We start from the raw sequence: 17771 nt of genomic DNA, 5'->3' as shown, positions 1-17771 counted from the left end.
CACCTGAACAGATGCCAGACGGTTCTCCGGTCTTCCCGCTGCAGCATTCTCTTAGCCATGGGAACCTCCACGCGTTGACAGAAATTTGCCTATACCTCACGATTCGGCGCCGTGTCGGCAACACGTACCGACATTACAATGGTAGTGCCGCAGGCGGTGCGACCAACTGTCCACACAATACGAACAATCCGAACAGGTTCTCATGGCAAGAAAGAGTCGCCGCTCCTTTATCACCAGTGTGCTCGCTTGTATTGCCTTCGTTGCAGCGGCTATCTGGAGCTGGGATTTGCCGGTCAAAGACGTTGTCGCCTACTTGGTGCTACTGTTGGTTTTTCTCGCGGTAATTGTCGCCGCCGCGTTGGCGGGCGGTGCGTTGCTCAGTTGGTTGCGCAGGCGAAAAAAATAAATGGCAGTGTCTGAAGAGGACATCCGCATTCCCATAACCTACCTGGAGCGGTTGCTGGAAGAAGCGCAGCGCCGCGGCTGTGACCGCCGTGAGTTGCTCTCCTCGGTGGGTATCGAGGAGGAGGAGCTGACGGGAGTTGCGGCCTTTTCCGCATTGAAATACGGCCGCTTGTACCAGCGGGTGATGTGGTTGGCGCAGGACGAGTGGTTCGGCATGCTGAGCGGCGGCCGCGTGCGCTCCGGGTCTTTCCGCCTACTGTGTTTAACGGTGGTCAACTGTGCGACCGTGCGCCAAGCTATTACTCTATCCGCAGAGTTTATGGAGATTTGCCGCGGGTTTAAGGTAAAGCCCGCTATTGAACCTGCGCCAGGTGGCCGGGAAAGGGTGGTCATCCAAGGGATCAGCTCTCTGGCTGCTGGTGAGTTCGAGCAGTTGATCGCCGAGACGGACCCGGGGGTAATTCGCACCACGCTTGCGGTTTGGCATCGCTTCTACTGCTGGCTGGTGGGGCGCGAAATACCGCTGTCAAAATTGCATTTTTCCTTTCCCTGTCCCGAGGAGTTCCGCACGCTCGCCCAGAGCGAGGCTGAAGAACTCTTGTTTGAGCAGCCGGTTAACGCCCTGGAATACGATAGCCGCTACCTGGATTACCCTGTGGTGCAAAATCCGCAAACGGTTGAGGATTTCATCCGCACCGCCCCCTATCACTTGGTCATCAGCGATGGCAGTGCGAACAGCATCAAAACAAAGGTGAAAACGATTCTCAACAGGGATGTCAGTGAATCCATGCCGGCCGCAGAGGCCGTGGCCGAGCGGTTGAACATGTCAGTCACCACCCTGCGACGGCGCCTGCAGCAGGAGGGCACGTCCTATCAGAAGCTCAAGGATGAGTGTCGCATGGAGGCCGCTTTTCACTATCTGAGCTGTCCGGACCTGTCCAACGCCCAGATTGCCGAAATGCTGGGCTTCGACGAGTCCAGTGCCTTTTTCCGGGCCTTTAAGAAGTGGACCGGTATCACTCCCGGCGAATACCGCAGCCGCAAGGGTGCCTGACGCCTGCCCAGATTTGTCACTGCTTTGGACGGATTTCGCCATAGAGGCCGGCCTTGGCTTGCCACTATGATGAACAAAATGTAAATATGAGTCACAAATCCGACTGCCCGGTTTTGTCCGGGCGGTGGACATACAACGGTGAATTGAGGGTAGCAGGATGACCGATATCAAGATTCCACTGCGCGATATGCGTTTCGCCATGCGCGAGTTGCTGGACTGGGACAATCACTATGCGTCCCTGGGCTATGAGGAGGCCACTCCGGATCTGGTAGACGCCATCCTGGAAGAGGGCGCCAAATTCTGTGAGAACGTGCTGGCGCCGCTGAACCAAGTCGGTGACCAGCAGGGCTGCACCTGGAAAGACGGCGAAGTCACTACCCCGGAGGGCTTCAAAGAGGCTTACCAGCAGTTTGTCGAGGCCGGCTGGCCCTCCCTGGCGCATGATCCGGCTTACGGGGGGCAGGGGCTCCCGCCGTCGCTGGGCACGGTGATGAGCGAAATGGTCGGTACTGCCAACTGGTCCTGGGGTATGTATCCCGGCCTGTCTCACGGTGCCATGAATACCCTTGAGGCGCACGGTACCGAAGAGCAGAAGAGCATTTATCTGACCAAGCTGGTGGAGGGAAGCTGGACTGGCACAATGTGCCTCACCGAGCCTCACTGCGGCACCGACCTGGGCATATTGCGCACCAAGGCCGAGCCTAATGACGATGGCTCCTATTCCATCACTGGCACCAAGATCTTTATCTCTGCCGGTGAGCACGATATGGCCGAAAACATTGTGCACATCGTGCTCGCGCGCCTGCCTGACGCACCGGCTGGCACTAAAGGGATTTCCCTGTTTATCGTACCTAAATTCCTGCCCCAGGCAGATGGCTCTGTCGGCGAGCGCAACGCTGTGGTTTGTGGCTCTCTCGAGCACAAAATGGGTATTCACGGCAACGCTACTGCGGTGCTGAACTTCGACGGTGCCAAGGGATTCCTAATCGGCCCGCCCAATAAGGGGCTTAACTGCATGTTCACCTTCATGAACACTGCGCGCCTGGGTACCGCCCTGCAGGGGCTGGCGCATGCCGAGGCCGGCTTCCAAAAATCGCTCGCGTACGCGAAAGAGCGCCTGCAGATGCGCTCCCTGTCCGGCCCGAAAAACCCCGATGGCCCCGCCGATCCGATCATCGTACACCCCGATGTGCGCCGTATGCTGCTGACCCAAAAAGCCTTTGCTGAGGGTGGCCGTATGCTGACCCTACTGTGTGCGCAACAAGTGGATCGTCTGCACAAAGGCAGCGAGGAAGATAAGAAGGAAGCTGATGACCTGCTCGCCTTCCTGACACCGATTGCCAAGGCTTTCCTGACAGAGACCGGTTTTGAATCCGCCAACCTCGGCCTGCAGTGTTTTGGCGGCCACGGTTATATCGCTGAGTGGGGTATGGAGCAAAATGTGCGGGATGCGCGCATCTCCACCATTTATGAGGGCACCACCGGTGTTCAGGCCCTGGACCTTCTGGGCCGTAAGGTGCTGATGAGTCAGGGAGAGTTGCTGCGTAAATTCACCAAGATTGTGCACAAATTCTGTCAGGCGGAGATAGACAATGAAGCGCTGGCACCGTTTGTTACCAAGCTGCAGGAACTGAACAAGCAGTGGGGTGATCTGACGCTTCAGGTGGGTGCCAAGGCGATGGAAAATCCGGATGAAGTGGGCGCGGCTTCCGTTGACTACCTGATGTTCTCAGGATATGTCGTGCAAGCTTACCTCTGGGCCCGAGCCGCCAAGGTGGCCAATGAGAAATTGGGTGAGGGCGCAGGTGAAGCGGATTTCTACCGTGCCAAGCTGGCTACTGCGCGTTTCTATTATGACCGGATACTCCCCCGTACCAGCAGTCATGCCGCGGCAATTCTGAGTGGGGCCGATAATCTGATGGCGTTGGATGCTGAGCATTTCGCCTTTTAATCTCGCTCGGGGTAAAAAAACCGCCGCACCGGCGGTTTTTTTATTGTGTGTTGTGCCACCCATGATGCTTATTGCTATAAGTGCCATTGCTCGGGTTGCCAGTGACGGCTGTGCAACTTGCTAGTGGGACTCCCGACTGCGGGGCAGCGATGAAATATCGCCGCGGGGCAAAGGAGCGTGGACTTTTAGCGATGCCAAAACAGTGGGGGTCTGTTGAGGCGGGGAAGTGAAAGGCTAAACTGGGCCTTTCAGCATTGACAAGGCTCGCAGCCAGGGGCCGCCCCGGGGCGAAAACCGAAAAACAAGTACTTTCTGGAGTCCACTGCCCATGCAGCTGCCGGATCATATAATCGCCCGTTTGAAGCACTTGGCTTGTTTGTACCCACTTGCTCGGGTACAGTTTCGGCTTCCGGATGCGAGTGATTTTTTTCTCGAGATGTCACCTAAATCCGGCGATGGCGGGGGAAAATCGCATCAAGTGGTGTCTCACTTCGGGCACACGCAAAACCCCGCGTTGACCCTGGAAATGGCAAAAGGCACTCTGAGTGCTATATGGGAAGGTCGTTTAAGTGCACGCCACGCCTTTTTGTTGGGCGACATCCGCTATTCCGGTAACCGGGAACTGGCCGCTTCACTGGCAGATCTTTTTCCCGCGGAGCACTGACGGAGTAATAAATAACACTGCGAACAATAAATATACGCCTGCATATTCCCGCTAGCTGGCAGTTTTCGTCTATAAAAACGGAAGATGTGGGCAAGTCCGCATTTCCCACAGGGATCCATAGTGAGGTGGCTTTAGAGCGGCATGGTCGGCTAGTGCGACAGCCAAAATGCGCGCAAACTGCGGTACTTCGCTCAGAACTGACGAAAACCAGCCTCGCGTACTTTGATGTCGCAGCAGCGGGAGGCTTGTAACAATGCAGGCCAAAGACAACAAATAGGACTGGGAGAAGACAGTTGGACATCGACCGCAGCATACTTGACGTATTTAAAGGTGCCTGGAGCAAGTACAGTGACAGGCCAGCCTTCACCTGCCTCGGACACACACTCTCTATCGGTGATATCGACAGACTCAGTGCGCAGTTCGCATCCTACCTGCAGAACCACACGAACCTGGAGCCCGGAGATCGCATTGCGGTACAGCTGCCCAACGTACTGCAGTACCCAGTAGTGGTATTCGGTGCTCTGCGCGCGGGTTTGGTTTTGGTCAATACCAACCCGCTCTATACCCAGCGTGAGCTCAAGCATCAGTTGAACGACTCTGGCGCCAAAGCGATGGTGGTGTTGGCAAACATCGCTGATACCGCCTCTGCGGTTGTGTCGGAAACCTCGGTGGAAAAGGTGATAGTGACCGAGATTGCTGACCTGCACAGCCCCCTCAAGCGCACCTTGATTAATGGCGTGGCCAAATACATCAAAAAGATGGTGCCTGACTTTTCCTTCGACAACCAAATCAGCTTTCGCGAAGCCATGTCTCTCGGTGCCAAACTGCCACATCAAGATGTACAGCGTGCGCCGGAGGAAGTCGCCGTGTTGCAGTACACGGGCGGCACCACAGGCGTGGCCAAGGGCGCGATGCTCACCAATCGCAACCTGGTGGCCAATATGGAGCAGGTGCGCGAGGCGTTGGGGGACTCTATGAAAGAGGGCGAGGAGTTCTACGTGGCACCGCTGCCGCTGTACCACATTTACGCCTTCACTATTCATTGCATGTGCCTCTTCGCAACCGGCAACCACTCTCTGTTGATTCCGAACCCGCGCGATATCCCGGGCTTTGTCAAGTCACTAAAGGGTAAGCGGTTTACCGGCTTTTGCGGCTTGAACACTCTGTTCAACGGCCTGATGCGCAACCCACAATTTGCTGAGTTGGATTTCAGTAAGTTGCACACCACTTGCTCTGGCGGGATGGCATTGACTCGCGACACTGCCAAGCGCTGGGAGGAGATGACCGGTTGCGTGGTGCTGGAAGGCTATGGCATGACCGAAACCTCTCCCGTTGTGTCCTTCAATCCCACTGAAGCTGTCCAGCTGGGCACTGTCGGTGTACCCGTGCCTGGTACTGAAGTCAAAGTGGTCGATGAAAATGGCAACGACCTGCCGAACAACTCCCCTGGAGAACTCTGTGTGCGCGGTCCGCAGGTAATGAAAGGTTACTGGCAGCGCCCGGAAGCCACGGCCGAAGTGCTCGACAGCGAAGGCTGGTTGCGCACCGGGGACATGGCGGTCATTCAGGATGACGGATACATTAAGATCGTCGACCGTAAAAAAGACATGATTATTGTTTCCGGTTTTAATGTTTATCCCAACGAAGTCGAAGATGTGGTCAGCACGCACCCCAAAGTGGCCGAAGTTGCCGCCATTGGTGTTCCGCATGACAAGAGTGGTGAAGTGGTTAAACTCTTTGTCGTCAAGGCGGACGCCTCTCTGAGTGAGGAGGAAGTGATCGCTTTCTGCCGCGAAAATATGACGGCGTACAAGGTGCCGAAACAGGTGGAGTTTCGAGAAGACTTGCCGAAAACCAATGTCGGCAAGATTTTGCGTCGGGAATTACGCGATGAGGAGCTGAAGAAAATTGAAGCTGCCGTAAGTGTTTGATTTTTCTTCTAAAGGAGCCACAGATGAAGTCGCTTTGCGACGCTAAAGAGGCATCGAGTTCAGGGGACAGGCTCATCGCCTAAGTGCCCTGGAACTTGTCACTGTAGTCACGCGATTTTTCTGAGGCTCCTTAACAAAAAGCCCCGCTATTGAGCGGGGCTTTTTGTTGCTGCTTTTAAGCGAGCAGAGTGTCAATGGTTACCAGCTTTCCAATTCGGTGTGGTTGGATTTGCGGCGCTCAGGCAATCGGGTAGGCATTGATAAAACGCGGGAGTGCGTCCCTGCAGCAACGGTGGATGTATCCCTATATCCGACGGCTTCGAAATGTCTATCTCATCTCGCTTGGCAGTTTGCCAGGAAGTGAGTTAATTAGAGACTTCTTAGAGAACTTTCAATGTTTCGCGAATTGGGAAAAAGATGTCCCTTGCGAGCTGCTTGCAGCGAGCTGGAGACCATCCCTCGACCGGGTCGGGCAGGTTATCGTTATCTTTGAACGGCATTTCCAGTGTCAGGGCTAGGGTGCGGAATTGGTGGCCGAGCCAGTTGGTGGCGACCGTCATGTTGGCACAGCCGGGGTTGCTCGTTCCATAACCGCGCTCGGTCTGGAAGTCGGGACTGGCGGCGACAAAGGCGCGTTTGAAAGTTTCCTCTAACATGGCATGGCGCTCATCATAGCCGGGAATGCCCTCACAGGCCGCCACAAAATTGAAGGGTAGGGCCTCGTCGCCATGGATATCGAGGAAGAGATCACCACCGACTGCCAGCATTTTTTCCCGTACCAGGTAAACTTCCGGGCTGCGTTCCATACTCGGGTCTTGCCACTCGCGATTCAGGTTGGCGCCAGCGGCGTTGGTGCGCAGGTGGCCGCGCACGCTGCCGTCTGGGTTCATATTTGGCACTATGTAGAAGACGGTGTCTCTGAGCAATGCCTGTGCCGATGCATTGGCATCGTCCAGTAGCGCTTCCAAAAAGCCCTCTACAAACCATTCCGCCATCGTTTCACCGGGATGTTGGCGGGCAATCATCCACACACGGTGTTTTGCTGTTTTCGCGTCGCCCACGGTCAGCAGACTCATGTCGCGGCCGTCCAGAGTTTTGCCGAGGGTTTCCAGTTGTACCCGGTCATCGAGCTGGGCCCAGGCCAGCAGGTCCAAATGACGCTCCCAGGAAAAGGGGGCGAAATAGGCCAGGTAGATGGCCGGCCGATCCAGATCCACCGTGAAGTCGAGGGACTCGCCGTTGTATTCGGCAGGGATTCGGAACCAGTTGTGGCGGTCGTAAGAGGCGCAGACACGGTAGTTCTCCCAGCCTTCAGGGTAGGCTGATTTCCCCGCGTTAACGATGCGCAGGGGATAGCTGTTGCCGGCCTCGCCCTCCAGGCGGAAATGGAACCACTGGTAGAAGTCTGAGTTATTGTCTTTTCGGATAGCCAGCTGCACCGGGCTGCTCTCGGCATTGATCACTTCTATATTGCCGCTGTCAAAATCGCTGGTGATGTACATATATCTGCTCCAGTTGCTTTTTCGCGGCCAGGATACAGAGGATGTAAGCGGGGTAAAAGTCGCGGGCAAATAAAAAGGCACGGTACCGGAATCGGCACCGTGCCTTTGCCACTCCTTGGCGGCACCCGCTGCGATTACTGCTCCCTGAAAAATTTCCGGTGATGGACCCGTGGCGACTGCTGACTGCCTGGCCTGATCACAGGTGCAGAAACCGGCACCATCAGAAATCGTTTACTTCATCCCTTGACTCGCAGCTGGCGCTGATCAAAGTTTAGGCAGATTCGAGGCGGGCATAGGCGGGTTTCCACCAGGTTGGCGCGGTTTTGGTTAACTATTACGGCGGATGGCAGGAAATTTTGTCATCTTTTGCGATCCAGGCCGCAAAGGTGGCAGCCGGCGCCACTTCCGGACCAGGCAGGCTTTAGTTAAGCTAACCGCTCTTGTTTTGTACAGCAAAAAGAGAAAGGCCATGAAAAGAAGTATCAAACGTGGAGTCGTTATCAGCAGCCTGTTGGTGCTGATGATGAACCTCACTGCCTGCGGCTATTTCCTCTACCCGGAGCGTAAGGGGCAGCAAGGTGGTCGTGTGGACCCGGTGGTTGTCATTTTGGATGCTGCGGGGCTCCTGTTTGGGGTTCTGCCGGGTGTGGTGGCTTTTGCAGTCGATTTTACCAACGGGACTATCTATCTTCCTCCCGGTGGCTCTTCTGCCATTGACCGTCACCTTAGCCACTTGGATGACGGCGAGGTGCGTGAAGTGATAGATCAAAATGGACAGGTCTGGCTGGAAATACCGCTCGACAGCTTGGCGGGCGAGGGTGAAGGATTGCAACGTCTGGGTGAAGCGCTCTCTACCGCGACCGGCCGCCACGTAGTGATGAATGATATTGTGTGGTTGGAAAATCTGGCGGCGCTACGCACGGCAATGACTGAGCAGATGGCGGCGCGCTAGGCGATATCACTTTGTGCGTTAAATTGGGGTCGCTGTAGGCTTGCGGCTAAGTGCATTTCTTATCCGGATGCACAGCACCCCGAAGGCCCGTGGAGGCATTGATTCACGCAGTGCCACTGTGGTTCCCGGGTGCTTATTCGATTGGCCAGACCGCTTGAAATCGCATCAAAAGGTCTCCGTTGTCTGCGCAGGAGTATTCTTGGTCCATGCACCCAGAGGTCTTGCGCAATCAGTCGGAGGTCTCTGCGCGTTTGTAGGCCTTGGGAGAAAGGCCGGTCCAGCGGCGGAAAGCCTTGCCGAAGGCGCTTTCGTCGCAGTAACCCAGAGCGGCGGCAATTTCCGCATTGTTCTTATCACCGCGGCGCAGCCACTGGCGCGCGTAGTGGCTGCGTACCTCGTCTTGAATTGCCCGGAAACTGGCGTTTTCCTCCTGTAACTTGCGCCCTAGGTGGCGAGGGCTGATACACAATTGACTGGCCACTTGCTCGCGTGTCAGCTGGGGTTCCTGCTGCAAAAGGTGCGCGACCTGCAGTTGCAGACTCTTGTTGGTTAGGGCGCGCAAAAGGGCGTCGGCTTCAGGTTTAAGTCGCGCCATCACCTGGTGATCGGCGGCCACCAGTGGAATATCCAGATCTTGGGGGCGAAAGCGGATCGCGGATACCGGTGCGTTGAATTGCACTGGCGTGTTGAGCAGCTGTTGGTACCTCTGTTGAATAGCCAGGGAGGGCGCCGGATAGGCTAGCAGCAGGGCCTGGGCGTGGAAAGGGGCTCCCGTCATACTGCAGGTTTGGCTCAGGCACGCGGACAGCACGGTTTCAACCCGCAGTTGCGCACAGCGCAAATAATTGGGCAGGTAGCAGAGATCCGCGTGATGGGCGCCGCGGCGCAGTTCGAAGCGGCCGCCTTCGCCGACCAGTGGGTGATAGATCAGCAATTGATCTATGGCGGCACCGAGGGTTTTTTGAGTCATCAGCAGATAACCCACCAAGCCCATCTGGCTGCTGTGCATAGCTGTGCCTAACTTGACGCCCAATAAGGGATCCGGGTGTGCCTCGGCCAGGGCCAGCCATAGTTGTTCCTGGAGTCCCATCGGCACTCTCTGATTTTCGTCTATCCCGGACAAAATCTCTTTGGCGACAGAAGGGATTTCCAGTTCCAGACTGTTTAAAGCTGCTGTAATTGCCCGTGTATAGCTCAGAGTGACACTTCTGCAGTCCGCTGCTTTCATCGCTGGCGTCCGGAATTAACCAATGATCGCCCGATTATGACGATCTGTCTGGGAGTTGTCACGGTATATTGCAATCGACGCAGCGAACGAAAGCGAGAATAACAATGAAACCCTACGCGGTGATCGGCGCCGGGCCCATGGGGCTGTGTACGGTGCGCAATCTGATGAAGTACGGCATTCCCTGTATCGGCTTTGAAATTCACAATGATGTGGGGGGGCTGTGGGATATCGACAGTCCCACCAGTACCATGTACGAGTCTGCGCACCTGATTTCGTCAAAGAAAATGACGGAGTTCGCCGAGTTCCCCCTACCGGATCATGTGGCCCAGTTTCCCCACCACAGTGAGTTGCGGGATTATTTCCGGGCCTATGCGAAAGCCTTTGGCCTCTACGAGCGTTACGAATTTAACACCGAAGTAGTACGTTGCGAGCGTGATGGCAATGACTGGCGCATCACCACCCGCATCGTCAGTGGGGATGGCAAGGGGAGGGAGCAAACACGGGTTTTCGGTGGTCTCTTGATCGCCAACGGCACACTGCACCATCCGAATATTCCCAAACTGCCGGGGGATTTTGCCGGTGAAGTACTGCACTCGTCCGCGTATCGTGACCCGGTAATCTTCGACGGCAAGCGGGTGCTTTTGGTGGGCTGCGGCAACAGCGGTGCGGATATTGCCGTGGACGCCGTGCACCGGGCGAAGAGCGTGGATATCAGCCTGCGCCGCGGTTATTACTTTTTGCCCAAGTTTATCGGCGGCGTTCCCACCGATGCAGTGGGTGGCAGAATCAAATTGCCGCGCTTTATCCAGCAGCGCATCAGTGTGGCCTTGTCCCGTTTGATGCTGGGCCGCCCCAGCCAGTACGGCTTGCCCGAGCCGGACTACAAGATGTTCGAGTCTCACCCGGTGATCAATTCGCTGATTCTGCATCATATTGGCCACGGCGATATCCACCCGCGGGGGGATATTGCTTCCATCGATGGCCATAAGGTGACTTTCAAGGGTGGCGACAGCGGGGAATACGACATGATCCTGCTCGCCACCGGTTACAAGTTGCACTATCCGTTTATTGACCAGGACCTTTTGAACTGGGTTGGCTACGCGCCCCGGTTGTATCTCAATGTCTTTCACCCGGAGTATGACAATCTGTTCCTGATGGGAATGGTGGAGGCGGTTGGTTTAGGTTGGGAAGGGCGCAATGAGCAGGCGCAGCTGGTGGCTCTTTATATCCGCCAGTTGTCCCTGGGGGCGGAGTCCGCACGGCGCTTTAAGGCAATCAAACGCGAACGGGCAGCGCAGCGCACTGATGGTGGCGTGAACTATCTGGATCTCGAGCGCATGGCTTATTACGTACATAAGGACACCTATCTGAAGGCACTGCGCAGTCACACAGCAGACTTGCAGCGGGATTTGCAAACTGAGGATACTGATGCGTTTACCGGCAACGCAGAGGCTATCTAGTGGACCAAAATCTTGCCAGTAGTTTTCAGATGTCTCCGGCGGCGCTGCTGCTATTAAATGCGGTGTTGGCGTTTATGATGTTTGGCGTATCCCTGGGACTGCGGCCCGGGGACTTCGCGGAGGTTTTACGCCGGCCGCTGGCTCCGGCTACCGGACTGGTGGCCCAGTTCCTGTTGCTGCCGGGCGCGACCTGCCTGGTGACCTGGTGGCTGCGGATAGATCCAGATTTGGCGTTGGGCATGATACTGGTCTCGTGTTGTCCCGGTGGCACTTTCTCTAATGTCATGACATGGATAGGGCGCGCCAACGTCGCTACTTCTGTCAGCATGACTGCGGTTTCCAGTGTGGCCGCCGTGTTGTTGACCCCCCTAAACTTTGCGCTTTACGGCAGTTTAAATCCCTATACAAGGGAACGGCTGCAGGCCATCACACTACCCGCAGACAATATGATCTTATTGGTTGTGGCGGTACTGGCACTGCCGATGCTTTTCGGGATGATTACGGGGGCGCGTTTTCCACGCTTTGCACGACGCAGTGAACGCATTTTCCGGGCCGGGTCGCTGCTTGTTTTCCTTCTTTTTGTAGCCGTTTCCATCAGCAGGCACTGGCAGACAGCGGTACAGGTGGCCGGTTCGGTGTTGCTGTTGGTCGTCGCACACAATGCATTGGCATTTTTGATCGGCGACCTCAGTGGCCGCGTGATGCGCCTGCCGTTGGGCGACCGACGGGCGGTAACCATGGAGGTAGGGATTCAGAATTCAGGGCTGGCCTTGGCGATACTTTTTACTTTTTATCCTTCCGCAGGCCCCATGTTGGTGGTGGCGGGTTTTTGGGGCGTATGGCATTTGGTATCCGGTTTGAGCCTGGCCGGACTATGGAATGTCCAAAATCAAAGGTGGGCACCAAAAAGCGCACCGCAGCAGGATCTGTAACCTTGAACAGCGACAACATTATGACGGGAAAGAGGGTTTTGATTACTGGTGCCGCTGGCTACATAGGGCACCAGTTGGGAGCGCTTCTGGTGCAAGAAATGCCGGTGGTCGGTGTGGATATTCGCACCCGGCCCGCCCCCTTTCCGATATTCACCCTGGATATCTGTGATCCGGCCTTGGGCGAATTGTTGCGGGCGGAATCTATTACCCACGTGGTTCATCTTGCCTCGGTGATGGCCGCAGGGCGGGACAGGGAGGCCGAATATCGCATCGATGTCGAAGGTACGGAAAATCTGCTCAAGGCCTGCCTCTATGCCGGGGTTGAACATATCACCGTGGCCAGTAGTGGTGCCGCCTACGGCTATTACCCGGATAACCCTGAATGGCTGGATGAACAGCACCCATTGCGCGGTAACCCGGAGTTCGGGTATTCGGATAATAAACGCCGAGTGGAAGAGATGCTGGTGGTCTACAGAGAAAAGCACCCACGCCTAAAGCAGTTGATTTTCCGCCCCTGCTCCATTGTTGGCGCTGCCACAAAGAATAAGATTGGTGAACTGTTTTCCGGTGGGTCGGTCCTCGATCCGGGTGGCCATAATTCGCCTTTTGTTTTCGTCTGGGACCAGGATGTAATTCGGGCGATAGAGTTCGGTGTGCGGCGCTCCGCCAGCGGTATTTACAATCTGGCCGGTGACGGTGCTCTGACGCCGGAGGAGATTGCCCGGTTACTCAAAAAACCGCTGCGTAGGCCGCCAGTCTGGCTGGTAAAGCTGATATTGGGGATCGGCTATTTTCTGCATTTGACCGACAAACAACCCGGGCAAGTGATTTTTTTGCAATACCGACCGGTGCTTTCAAACCGCCGATTGAAAGAAGAGCTGGGATTTGTTCCGCAAAAAAGCTCCCGCCAGGCCTTTGTCTATTTCGCCCGCGAGGCACTTGGTATTGAGCCTTGGGGAGATGAGGTTGGGAGCGGGACATGAAAGGAGGAGACGTTGTTGTTGTTACGGGGGCGGCCGGTGGCCTGGGGTGGGCCATCGTTGAAGCGCTGGTAGCCCGTGGACGGTCCCGCTTTGCACTGGTGGATATCAGTGTTGAGGCTCTCGAGGAGCGGGTAAGGGAGCTGCATCAGCGCAGAATCTCGGCGGAGTGCTTTGTGGCGGATTTGTCCTGCGAGCACGCCGTGGCGGAACTGGTAAAGCAGCTGCGGGCCAGATACCAGCGGCTTGGCCTGTTGGTGAATAACGCGGGTATCACTCACCGCAGCTTGTCAACGCAAACCAGCAATGCAGTAATCCGCCGGGTGATGGCTGTGGACTATCACGCACCGGTTGAGCTGGCGCAGGGACTGCTGGAGGAATTACGCGCAGCCGAGGGTTGCATCGTAAATATCAGCTCCATGGCGGGTTGGATGCCGGTGTTGGGGCGGGCCGGTTACTGTGCGGCCAAAAGCGCTTTGCACCAATATTTTGAGACCTTCCGTGAGGAAGTGCGCGATTTGGGGATCAAGGTATTGATGGTCTATCCCAGCTTTGTGGCCACCAATATCGAGCGCAATGCGCTGTCTGGGGACGGCGGACGCGCGCGTCACAAACAGAGCACTGTCGGCCGCGTGCGTAGTGCCGAATGGATGGCAGAAAAGATTGTCACTGCGCTCGAGCAGGGGCGGGAGCGTCTGTTCCCCCGCGATAGAACCCTGCTGGGCGCTTATCTGTACAAATTCTTCCCGCGTTTGTTTATGAAACAGATGGTGAAGCGTTTTCGCGTGGAGCTGGATGTGGCTCGGGGGACCGGGTGTAAATGAGGCGGCAGCCGTTGCCGCCACACCAATAGTCCCCGATGACACCCAGTAGCTCAGTGCGGGCCATTTCAGAGGGCCGCGTTGGCGGCCGGGTCAGAGTAGTGACGGTAGGGTTCGTCAATACGCCAGGTCAGGTAGGCTGATTGAGGGTTGGACGTGTCACTGGTTTCGAAGCGCATGGCCTGCGCCCTGTCTCCGATCATTGCTTCGATGACGTAGGCGCCTTTAGGAACATCGAGCAGGAAGATGGGGCCATTGCTAGTAGTGTTCAGCAGCAGCGCACCCGTCGCATCCCTGACTTTGATTTGTCCACCCCCGAGAAAATGCCCGGTGTCGGTGCTGAGTATCACTTTGATATCGAAGTCCGCCGCGAGTTTTTCCAGTTCGCGCCGCTCGTTTATCCCGATGCCGCCAGACACGTAGCGCAGTTTTCCCTGGTGCTGGATTTCGGGTGTTTGCGCTCCGGTGGCGGGTGCGGTCAAGAGACAGAAAATAAATGAAATAGCTCGGCAGATTTCCATAAAATCCTCCAGAAAACTACACTGTATTCCTCTTTTCCCGGTAGGTTTTCAAGATGATATGAATCGCTGTGGTGTGGCTGCTCCGATGCGTGCCATGATCCACCCATTCGTGGGGATATACACCCTTACTGCGGAAAATCTGTGCCATCGGACATGGGCCATCCACGTCTTTCGATATAGGAAACGGGGACAAAAATTCAAGACTGGAAAAGGCACAAGTTTCTATAAATCCGTGCCTTCAAGATCTCCCGCGCGCAGGCCCTGAGTCTATTCAAATGCAATGGGTATGATACTCGCCGCTAGCAACATCCCCATTGCGAGATTGAACCGGCGCAGGTTCCGCGGCTCGGTCAGAACCCGTTGCAGGCCAACGCCAAACAGCATCCAGACAATGATGCAGGGGCTGCCTACGGCGAAAAAGGTCAATGCGATGCGCGCGACCTCCAGCCACATTTCACTGCCACTGTCGGTGAAAGCCGCCAGCGCACCGATAGCCATAATCCAACCCTTGGGGTTTACCCATTGAAAGGCTGCAGCCTGAAGAAAGGAAAAGGGCCTGCTGTTGCCGGCGCTGCCCACTTTCCGGGTATTGGCGATGCTCCACGCCAGGTAGAGCAGATAGGCGATTCCCAACCAGCGAATGACTTCGTGTAGCAACGGGAACCGCGTAAAAACCGTACCCAGCCCGAGTCCTATGGCGATGATCATCGCTGGAAAGCCGAGGCAGATGCCGAGCAGATGGGGTAGCGAGCGGCTTACACCGTGGTTCAGGCCGGATGACATTATCATCAGGTTGTTGGGGCCCGGTGTAATGCTCGTGGAGAAAGTGAATAGCGCTATGGGGAGCAAGGACTCTAACACGGCTGCCTCGGGGCGGAAAATACAACCGTGGTAAGATGCTGATAAATCGAGGAAATCTCAAGTGCGACTGATCGACAGCCACTGTCATTTCGACTTTGCTGCCTTTGACAAGGACCGCGCCAGCGTTTGGCGGCAGTGCCGGGAAGCTGGGGTGGAGAGGATCATTATTCCCGGTGTCAGCCCGCCGCGTTGGCGAGCCCTGCTAGATTTGGTTCGGAGTGAGCCTGCTTGGCATGCCGCGCTGGGGGTGCATCCCTGGTGGGTGGCAGAATCGAAGTGCGGAGCGGCGCAACTGCAGCGGGATCTGGCGGCATCGTTGGAAGCGAACGCCTGTGTGGCGATTGGCGAGTGTGGTCTGGATGGCGCCATAGCCACGCCCCTGGAAAAACAGGAAGAGGTCTTCCGCGCGCAATTGGCCCTGGCGGAGTCATTGCAACTGCCGCTGATTGTGCACGCTCGCCGCTGCCACAATGAGATGTTGCATCTCTTGAAAGCGTATCGCCCCAGCCGTGGTGGTGTTATTCACGCTTTCAGCGGCAGCGTGGAAATCGCGCGAGAGTATTGGAAGCTGGGGTTCTCCCTGGGTGCCGGCGGTACCATTACCTACGACCGCGCCGCCAAGACCCGCAGAGCCTTTGCTGCCCTCCCGTTGGAGGCCATAGTGCTGGAAACCGATGCGCCGGATATGCCCCTTCAAGGCCACCAGGGGCAGCGCAATAGTCCAGCTTGTCTGCCGCGTATCGCCCGCACATTGGCGGAGCTGCGCGGAGTCTCTGTTGAAACGGTGGCTGATCAGACGCGCAGAAACACTGAAGCATTATTTTCTCTATGACGTTTTCCCCCGAAGTTTTTAAACGCCATTTTCCTCTTTTCTCCCAGCCCGAGAACAAGCGGCTCGTATACCTGGATAATGCCGCTACGACGCAGAAGCCGCAGGCGGTGATTGACGCCTTCGGCGACTTTTATCTGCATAGTAACGCCAATGCCCACAGGGCCAGTCACCGGCTGGCCCGCCGCGCGACGGAGACAGTGGAGCGGGTACGTGCCGAAGCCGCAACCTTTATCAATGCTGCAAGCGCAGCGGAAATTATTTTTTGCCGTGGTGCCACCGAAGCGCTCAACCTGATCGCCAACAGTCTTTGCAGTGAACTGCGTGCAGGAGACGAAATCGTGGTTTCGACTTTGGAGCACCACGCGAACATTGTTCCCTGGCAGATGATGGCGCAACGCTATGGGCTGCATCTGCGTTATATCCCGCATACCGCGGGTGTTCCCCACTTCAACCGCCTGGACGAAGTGCTGAACGAGCGCACGCGCATTGTCTCTTTAAGCGGTGGTTCCAATGCGCTTGGCCTACGCCCGGATCTCGCGCATATCGCACGACAACTGCAAGGGCGCAATTTGCGCTGGATCGTCGACGGTGCACAACTCGCCGCCCATGAGAATGTTGACGTAAGAGAGATCGGCTGTGATTTTTTTGTCTGTTCGGCGCATAAATTTTATGGCCCCAGCGGTATAGGTTTACTTTATGGGCGTGAGTCTTTACTGAAGACGATGCCCCCCTGGCAAGGTGGAGGTGAAATGATCGCGGAAGTCGATCTGTTCGACAGCCGCTATGCAGAGCCTCCGCACCGGTTCGAGCCGGGAACTTCGCCACTGGCCTCGATCGCCGCACTAGGTGCGGCTCTGGCGTTTCTCGATCAACAGGATCGCGCTGCCATGGCCGCACACGAGCAAAAGTTGACGGCGTGGCTGCACGGTCAGTTGGAAAAGCTTTCCGGGGTGCACTTGCTGAGTGAAGCTCGGAACAATTTGGGGATTACTGCATTTATCCCCGAGCACGGCAATGCGGCGGATTTGATGCACTGGCTGGACGAGAGGGACATCGCAGTGCGGGTCGGCCATCACTGCGCACAGCCACTGATTCGTGCTGTTGGGGGAAGTGCCACTGTGCGGGTGTCTGTCGCCGGATACACCACGCAAAGTGATGTGGAGCAATTGGTGCAGGCGGTGGCGGATTATCTTGCGGATTTGAGCGCACCAGTGACAGCACGGCGTGAGGTCTCTGCTTGGTCAGGTGACGATCTATCTGCCTTGAAGCTTGAACAGCTTAGCGCCCGGCGCAACTGGCAAGACCGCTACCGGGAACTGATGCGTTGGAGCAGGGCAATTGCGGAAAAACCGCAAATCCGCCAGCCCGAACACTTGGTGCAGGGTTGCGAGTCCCACGCCTGGCTGGTGTGTCGCGAAGAAGAAGGCCGCTACTTTTTCGCCCTGGACAGTGACAGTCGGGTCGTCAAGGGGCTTGGCGCATTGTTGTTATCGCAAGTGGATGGGCGGACGGCGGATGAGATTCGGACGCTGGATATCAAATCACTGTTTACTGAGTTAGGTATGGAAAAGCACTTGAGTGAATCCCGCAGCAACGGCTTCTATGCGCTGGTGCGGCGCGTGTTGGCTCTTATTGGTTAGGGCGCTTTTGCTTAAGTGAGCGCCCCGGAATCAACTA

16 protein-coding genes are annotated in these 17771 nt (G+C 56.3%); 12 read left to right on the top strand and 4 right to left on the bottom strand.

Annotation, left to right across the window (positions count from 1 at the left end):
* Nucleotides 1-202 precede the first annotated feature (202 nt).
* The 5 genes from BM155_RS04435 (at nt 203) to BM155_RS04415 (ending at nt 6005) form a co-directional block, all read left to right on the top strand.
* Nucleotides 203-406, top strand: a complete 204-nt coding sequence (locus BM155_RS04435) for a hypothetical protein (protein WP_067153706.1) — start codon at nt 203-205, stop codon at nt 404-406.
* Nucleotides 407-1459, top strand: coding sequence for an AraC family transcriptional regulator (locus tag BM155_RS04430; RefSeq protein WP_067153704.1), 1053 nt, complete (start codon nt 407-409; stop codon nt 1457-1459). It begins immediately after the preceding gene.
* A 157-nt stretch (nt 1460-1616) separates the two neighbouring features.
* Nucleotides 1617-3410: an acyl-CoA dehydrogenase C-terminal domain-containing protein gene (locus tag BM155_RS04425; RefSeq protein ID WP_067153702.1), complete on the top strand. Its 1794-nt coding sequence runs from the start codon at nt 1617-1619 to the stop codon at nt 3408-3410.
* Between the two features lie 328 nt (nt 3411-3738).
* On the top strand, nt 3739-4074 hold the full coding sequence (locus BM155_RS04420) for an SCP2 sterol-binding domain-containing protein (protein ID WP_067153700.1): 336 nt from the start codon (nt 3739-3741) through the stop codon (nt 4072-4074).
* Nucleotides 4075-4367: 293 nt separating this feature from the next.
* Nucleotides 4368-6005: an AMP-binding protein gene (locus BM155_RS04415; RefSeq protein ID WP_067153698.1), complete on the top strand. Its 1638-nt coding sequence runs from the start codon at nt 4368-4370 to the stop codon at nt 6003-6005.
* A 380-nt stretch (nt 6006-6385) separates the two neighbouring features.
* On the opposite strand, the gene BM155_RS04410 is transcribed toward BM155_RS04415, so the two are convergent.
* Nucleotides 6386-7507, bottom strand: a complete 1122-nt coding sequence (locus BM155_RS04410) for a M14 family metallopeptidase (protein WP_067153696.1) — start codon at nt 7505-7507, stop codon at nt 6386-6388.
* Between the two features lie 469 nt (nt 7508-7976).
* On the opposite strand from BM155_RS04410, the gene BM155_RS04405 reads away from it, so the two are divergent.
* Nucleotides 7977-8459, top strand: coding sequence for a hypothetical protein (locus tag BM155_RS04405; protein WP_067153694.1), 483 nt, complete (start codon nt 7977-7979; stop codon nt 8457-8459).
* A gap of 229 nt (nt 8460-8688) precedes the next feature.
* On the opposite strand, the gene BM155_RS04400 is transcribed toward BM155_RS04405, so the two are convergent.
* Complete coding sequence (locus tag BM155_RS04400; RefSeq protein WP_074901236.1) at nt 8689-9687, bottom strand: AraC family transcriptional regulator; 999 nt, start codon at nt 9685-9687, stop codon at nt 8689-8691.
* Between the two features lie 104 nt (nt 9688-9791).
* Here BM155_RS04400 and BM155_RS04395 point away from each other — a divergent pair, with 104 nt between their 5' ends.
* The 4 genes from BM155_RS04395 to BM155_RS04380 are packed head-to-tail and all read left to right on the top strand — an operon-like array spanning nt 9792 to nt 13883.
* Entirely contained in the window at nt 9792-11147 is a 1356-nt protein-coding gene (locus BM155_RS04395; protein WP_074901234.1) for a flavin-containing monooxygenase, read from the top strand.
* On the top strand, nt 11147-12079 hold the full coding sequence (locus BM155_RS04390) for a bile acid:sodium symporter family protein (RefSeq protein ID WP_231902339.1): 933 nt from the start codon (nt 11147-11149) through the stop codon (nt 12077-12079). Before BM155_RS04395 ends, BM155_RS04390 begins: the two co-directional genes overlap by 1 nt.
* 2 nt (nt 12080-12081) lie before the next feature.
* The gene (locus tag BM155_RS04385; RefSeq protein ID WP_231902338.1) at nt 12082-13062 is read left to right on the top strand and encodes an SDR family oxidoreductase; all 981 of its coding nucleotides are present in this window, start codon (nt 12082-12084) and stop codon (nt 13060-13062) included.
* The gene (locus BM155_RS04380) at nt 13059-13883 is read left to right on the top strand and encodes an SDR family NAD(P)-dependent oxidoreductase (RefSeq protein WP_067153690.1); all 825 of its coding nucleotides are present in this window, start codon (nt 13059-13061) and stop codon (nt 13881-13883) included. Before BM155_RS04385 ends, BM155_RS04380 begins: the two co-directional genes overlap by 4 nt.
* A gap of 65 nt (nt 13884-13948) precedes the next feature.
* On the opposite strand, the gene BM155_RS04375 is transcribed toward BM155_RS04380, so the two are convergent.
* Together BM155_RS04375 and BM155_RS04370 are read right to left on the bottom strand one after the other, a co-directional pair.
* On the bottom strand, nt 13949-14401 hold the full coding sequence (locus tag BM155_RS04375; protein WP_074901233.1) for a hypothetical protein: 453 nt from the start codon (nt 14399-14401) through the stop codon (nt 13949-13951).
* A 267-nt stretch (nt 14402-14668) separates the two neighbouring features.
* Entirely contained in the window at nt 14669-15262 is a 594-nt protein-coding gene (locus tag BM155_RS04370; protein ID WP_067153686.1) for a LysE family translocator, read from the bottom strand.
* A gap of 61 nt (nt 15263-15323) precedes the next feature.
* Between BM155_RS04370 and BM155_RS04365 the strand changes: the two genes are divergently transcribed.
* Nucleotides 15324-16094: a TatD family hydrolase gene (locus BM155_RS04365; protein ID WP_074901232.1), complete on the top strand. Its 771-nt coding sequence runs from the start codon at nt 15324-15326 to the stop codon at nt 16092-16094.
* Nucleotides 16091-17734 carry an aminotransferase class V-fold PLP-dependent enzyme gene (locus tag BM155_RS04360; RefSeq protein WP_074901230.1) on the top strand — a complete coding sequence of 548 codons (1644 nt, stop codon included), beginning with the start codon at nt 16091-16093 and terminating at the stop codon, nt 17732-17734. The genes BM155_RS04365 and BM155_RS04360 overlap by 4 nt, the downstream gene beginning before the upstream one ends.
* Nucleotides 17735-17771: the final 37 nt, after the last annotated feature.

This window comes from Microbulbifer thermotolerans (assembly GCF_900112305.1).
Taxonomy (GTDB): Bacteria; Pseudomonadota; Gammaproteobacteria; order Pseudomonadales; family Cellvibrionaceae; genus Microbulbifer; species Microbulbifer thermotolerans.
The sequence above is the reverse complement of the archived record's forward strand: the minus strand, read 5'-3'. Positions and strand labels throughout refer to the sequence as shown.

Coding starts and splice junctions, on each gene's coding strand:
- BM155_RS04435 (WP_067153706.1), top strand. CDS start 203: ATGGCAAGAAAGAGTCGCCGCTCCTTTATCACCAGTGTGCTCGCTTGT.
- BM155_RS04430 (WP_067153704.1), top strand. CDS start 407: ATGGCAGTGTCTGAAGAGGACATCCGCATTCCCATAACCTACCTGGAG.
- BM155_RS04425 (WP_067153702.1), top strand. CDS start 1,617: ATGACCGATATCAAGATTCCACTGCGCGATATGCGTTTCGCCATGCGC.
- BM155_RS04420 (WP_067153700.1), top strand. CDS start 3,739: ATGCAGCTGCCGGATCATATAATCGCCCGTTTGAAGCACTTGGCTTGT.
- BM155_RS04410 (WP_067153696.1), bottom strand. CDS start 7,507: ATGTACATCACCAGCGATTTTGACAGCGGCAATATAGAAGTGATCAAT.
- BM155_RS04405 (WP_067153694.1), top strand. CDS start 7,977: ATGAAAAGAAGTATCAAACGTGGAGTCGTTATCAGCAGCCTGTTGGTG.
- BM155_RS04400 (WP_074901236.1), bottom strand. CDS start 9,687: ATGAAAGCAGCGGACTGCAGAAGTGTCACTCTGAGCTATACACGGGCA.
- BM155_RS04395 (WP_074901234.1), top strand. CDS start 9,792: ATGAAACCCTACGCGGTGATCGGCGCCGGGCCCATGGGGCTGTGTACG.
- BM155_RS04380 (WP_067153690.1), top strand. CDS start 13,059: ATGAAAGGAGGAGACGTTGTTGTTGTTACGGGGGCGGCCGGTGGCCTG.
- BM155_RS04375 (WP_074901233.1), bottom strand. CDS start 14,401: ATGGAAATCTGCCGAGCTATTTCATTTATTTTCTGTCTCTTGACCGCA.
- BM155_RS04360 (WP_074901230.1), top strand. CDS start 16,091: ATGACGTTTTCCCCCGAAGTTTTTAAACGCCATTTTCCTCTTTTCTCC.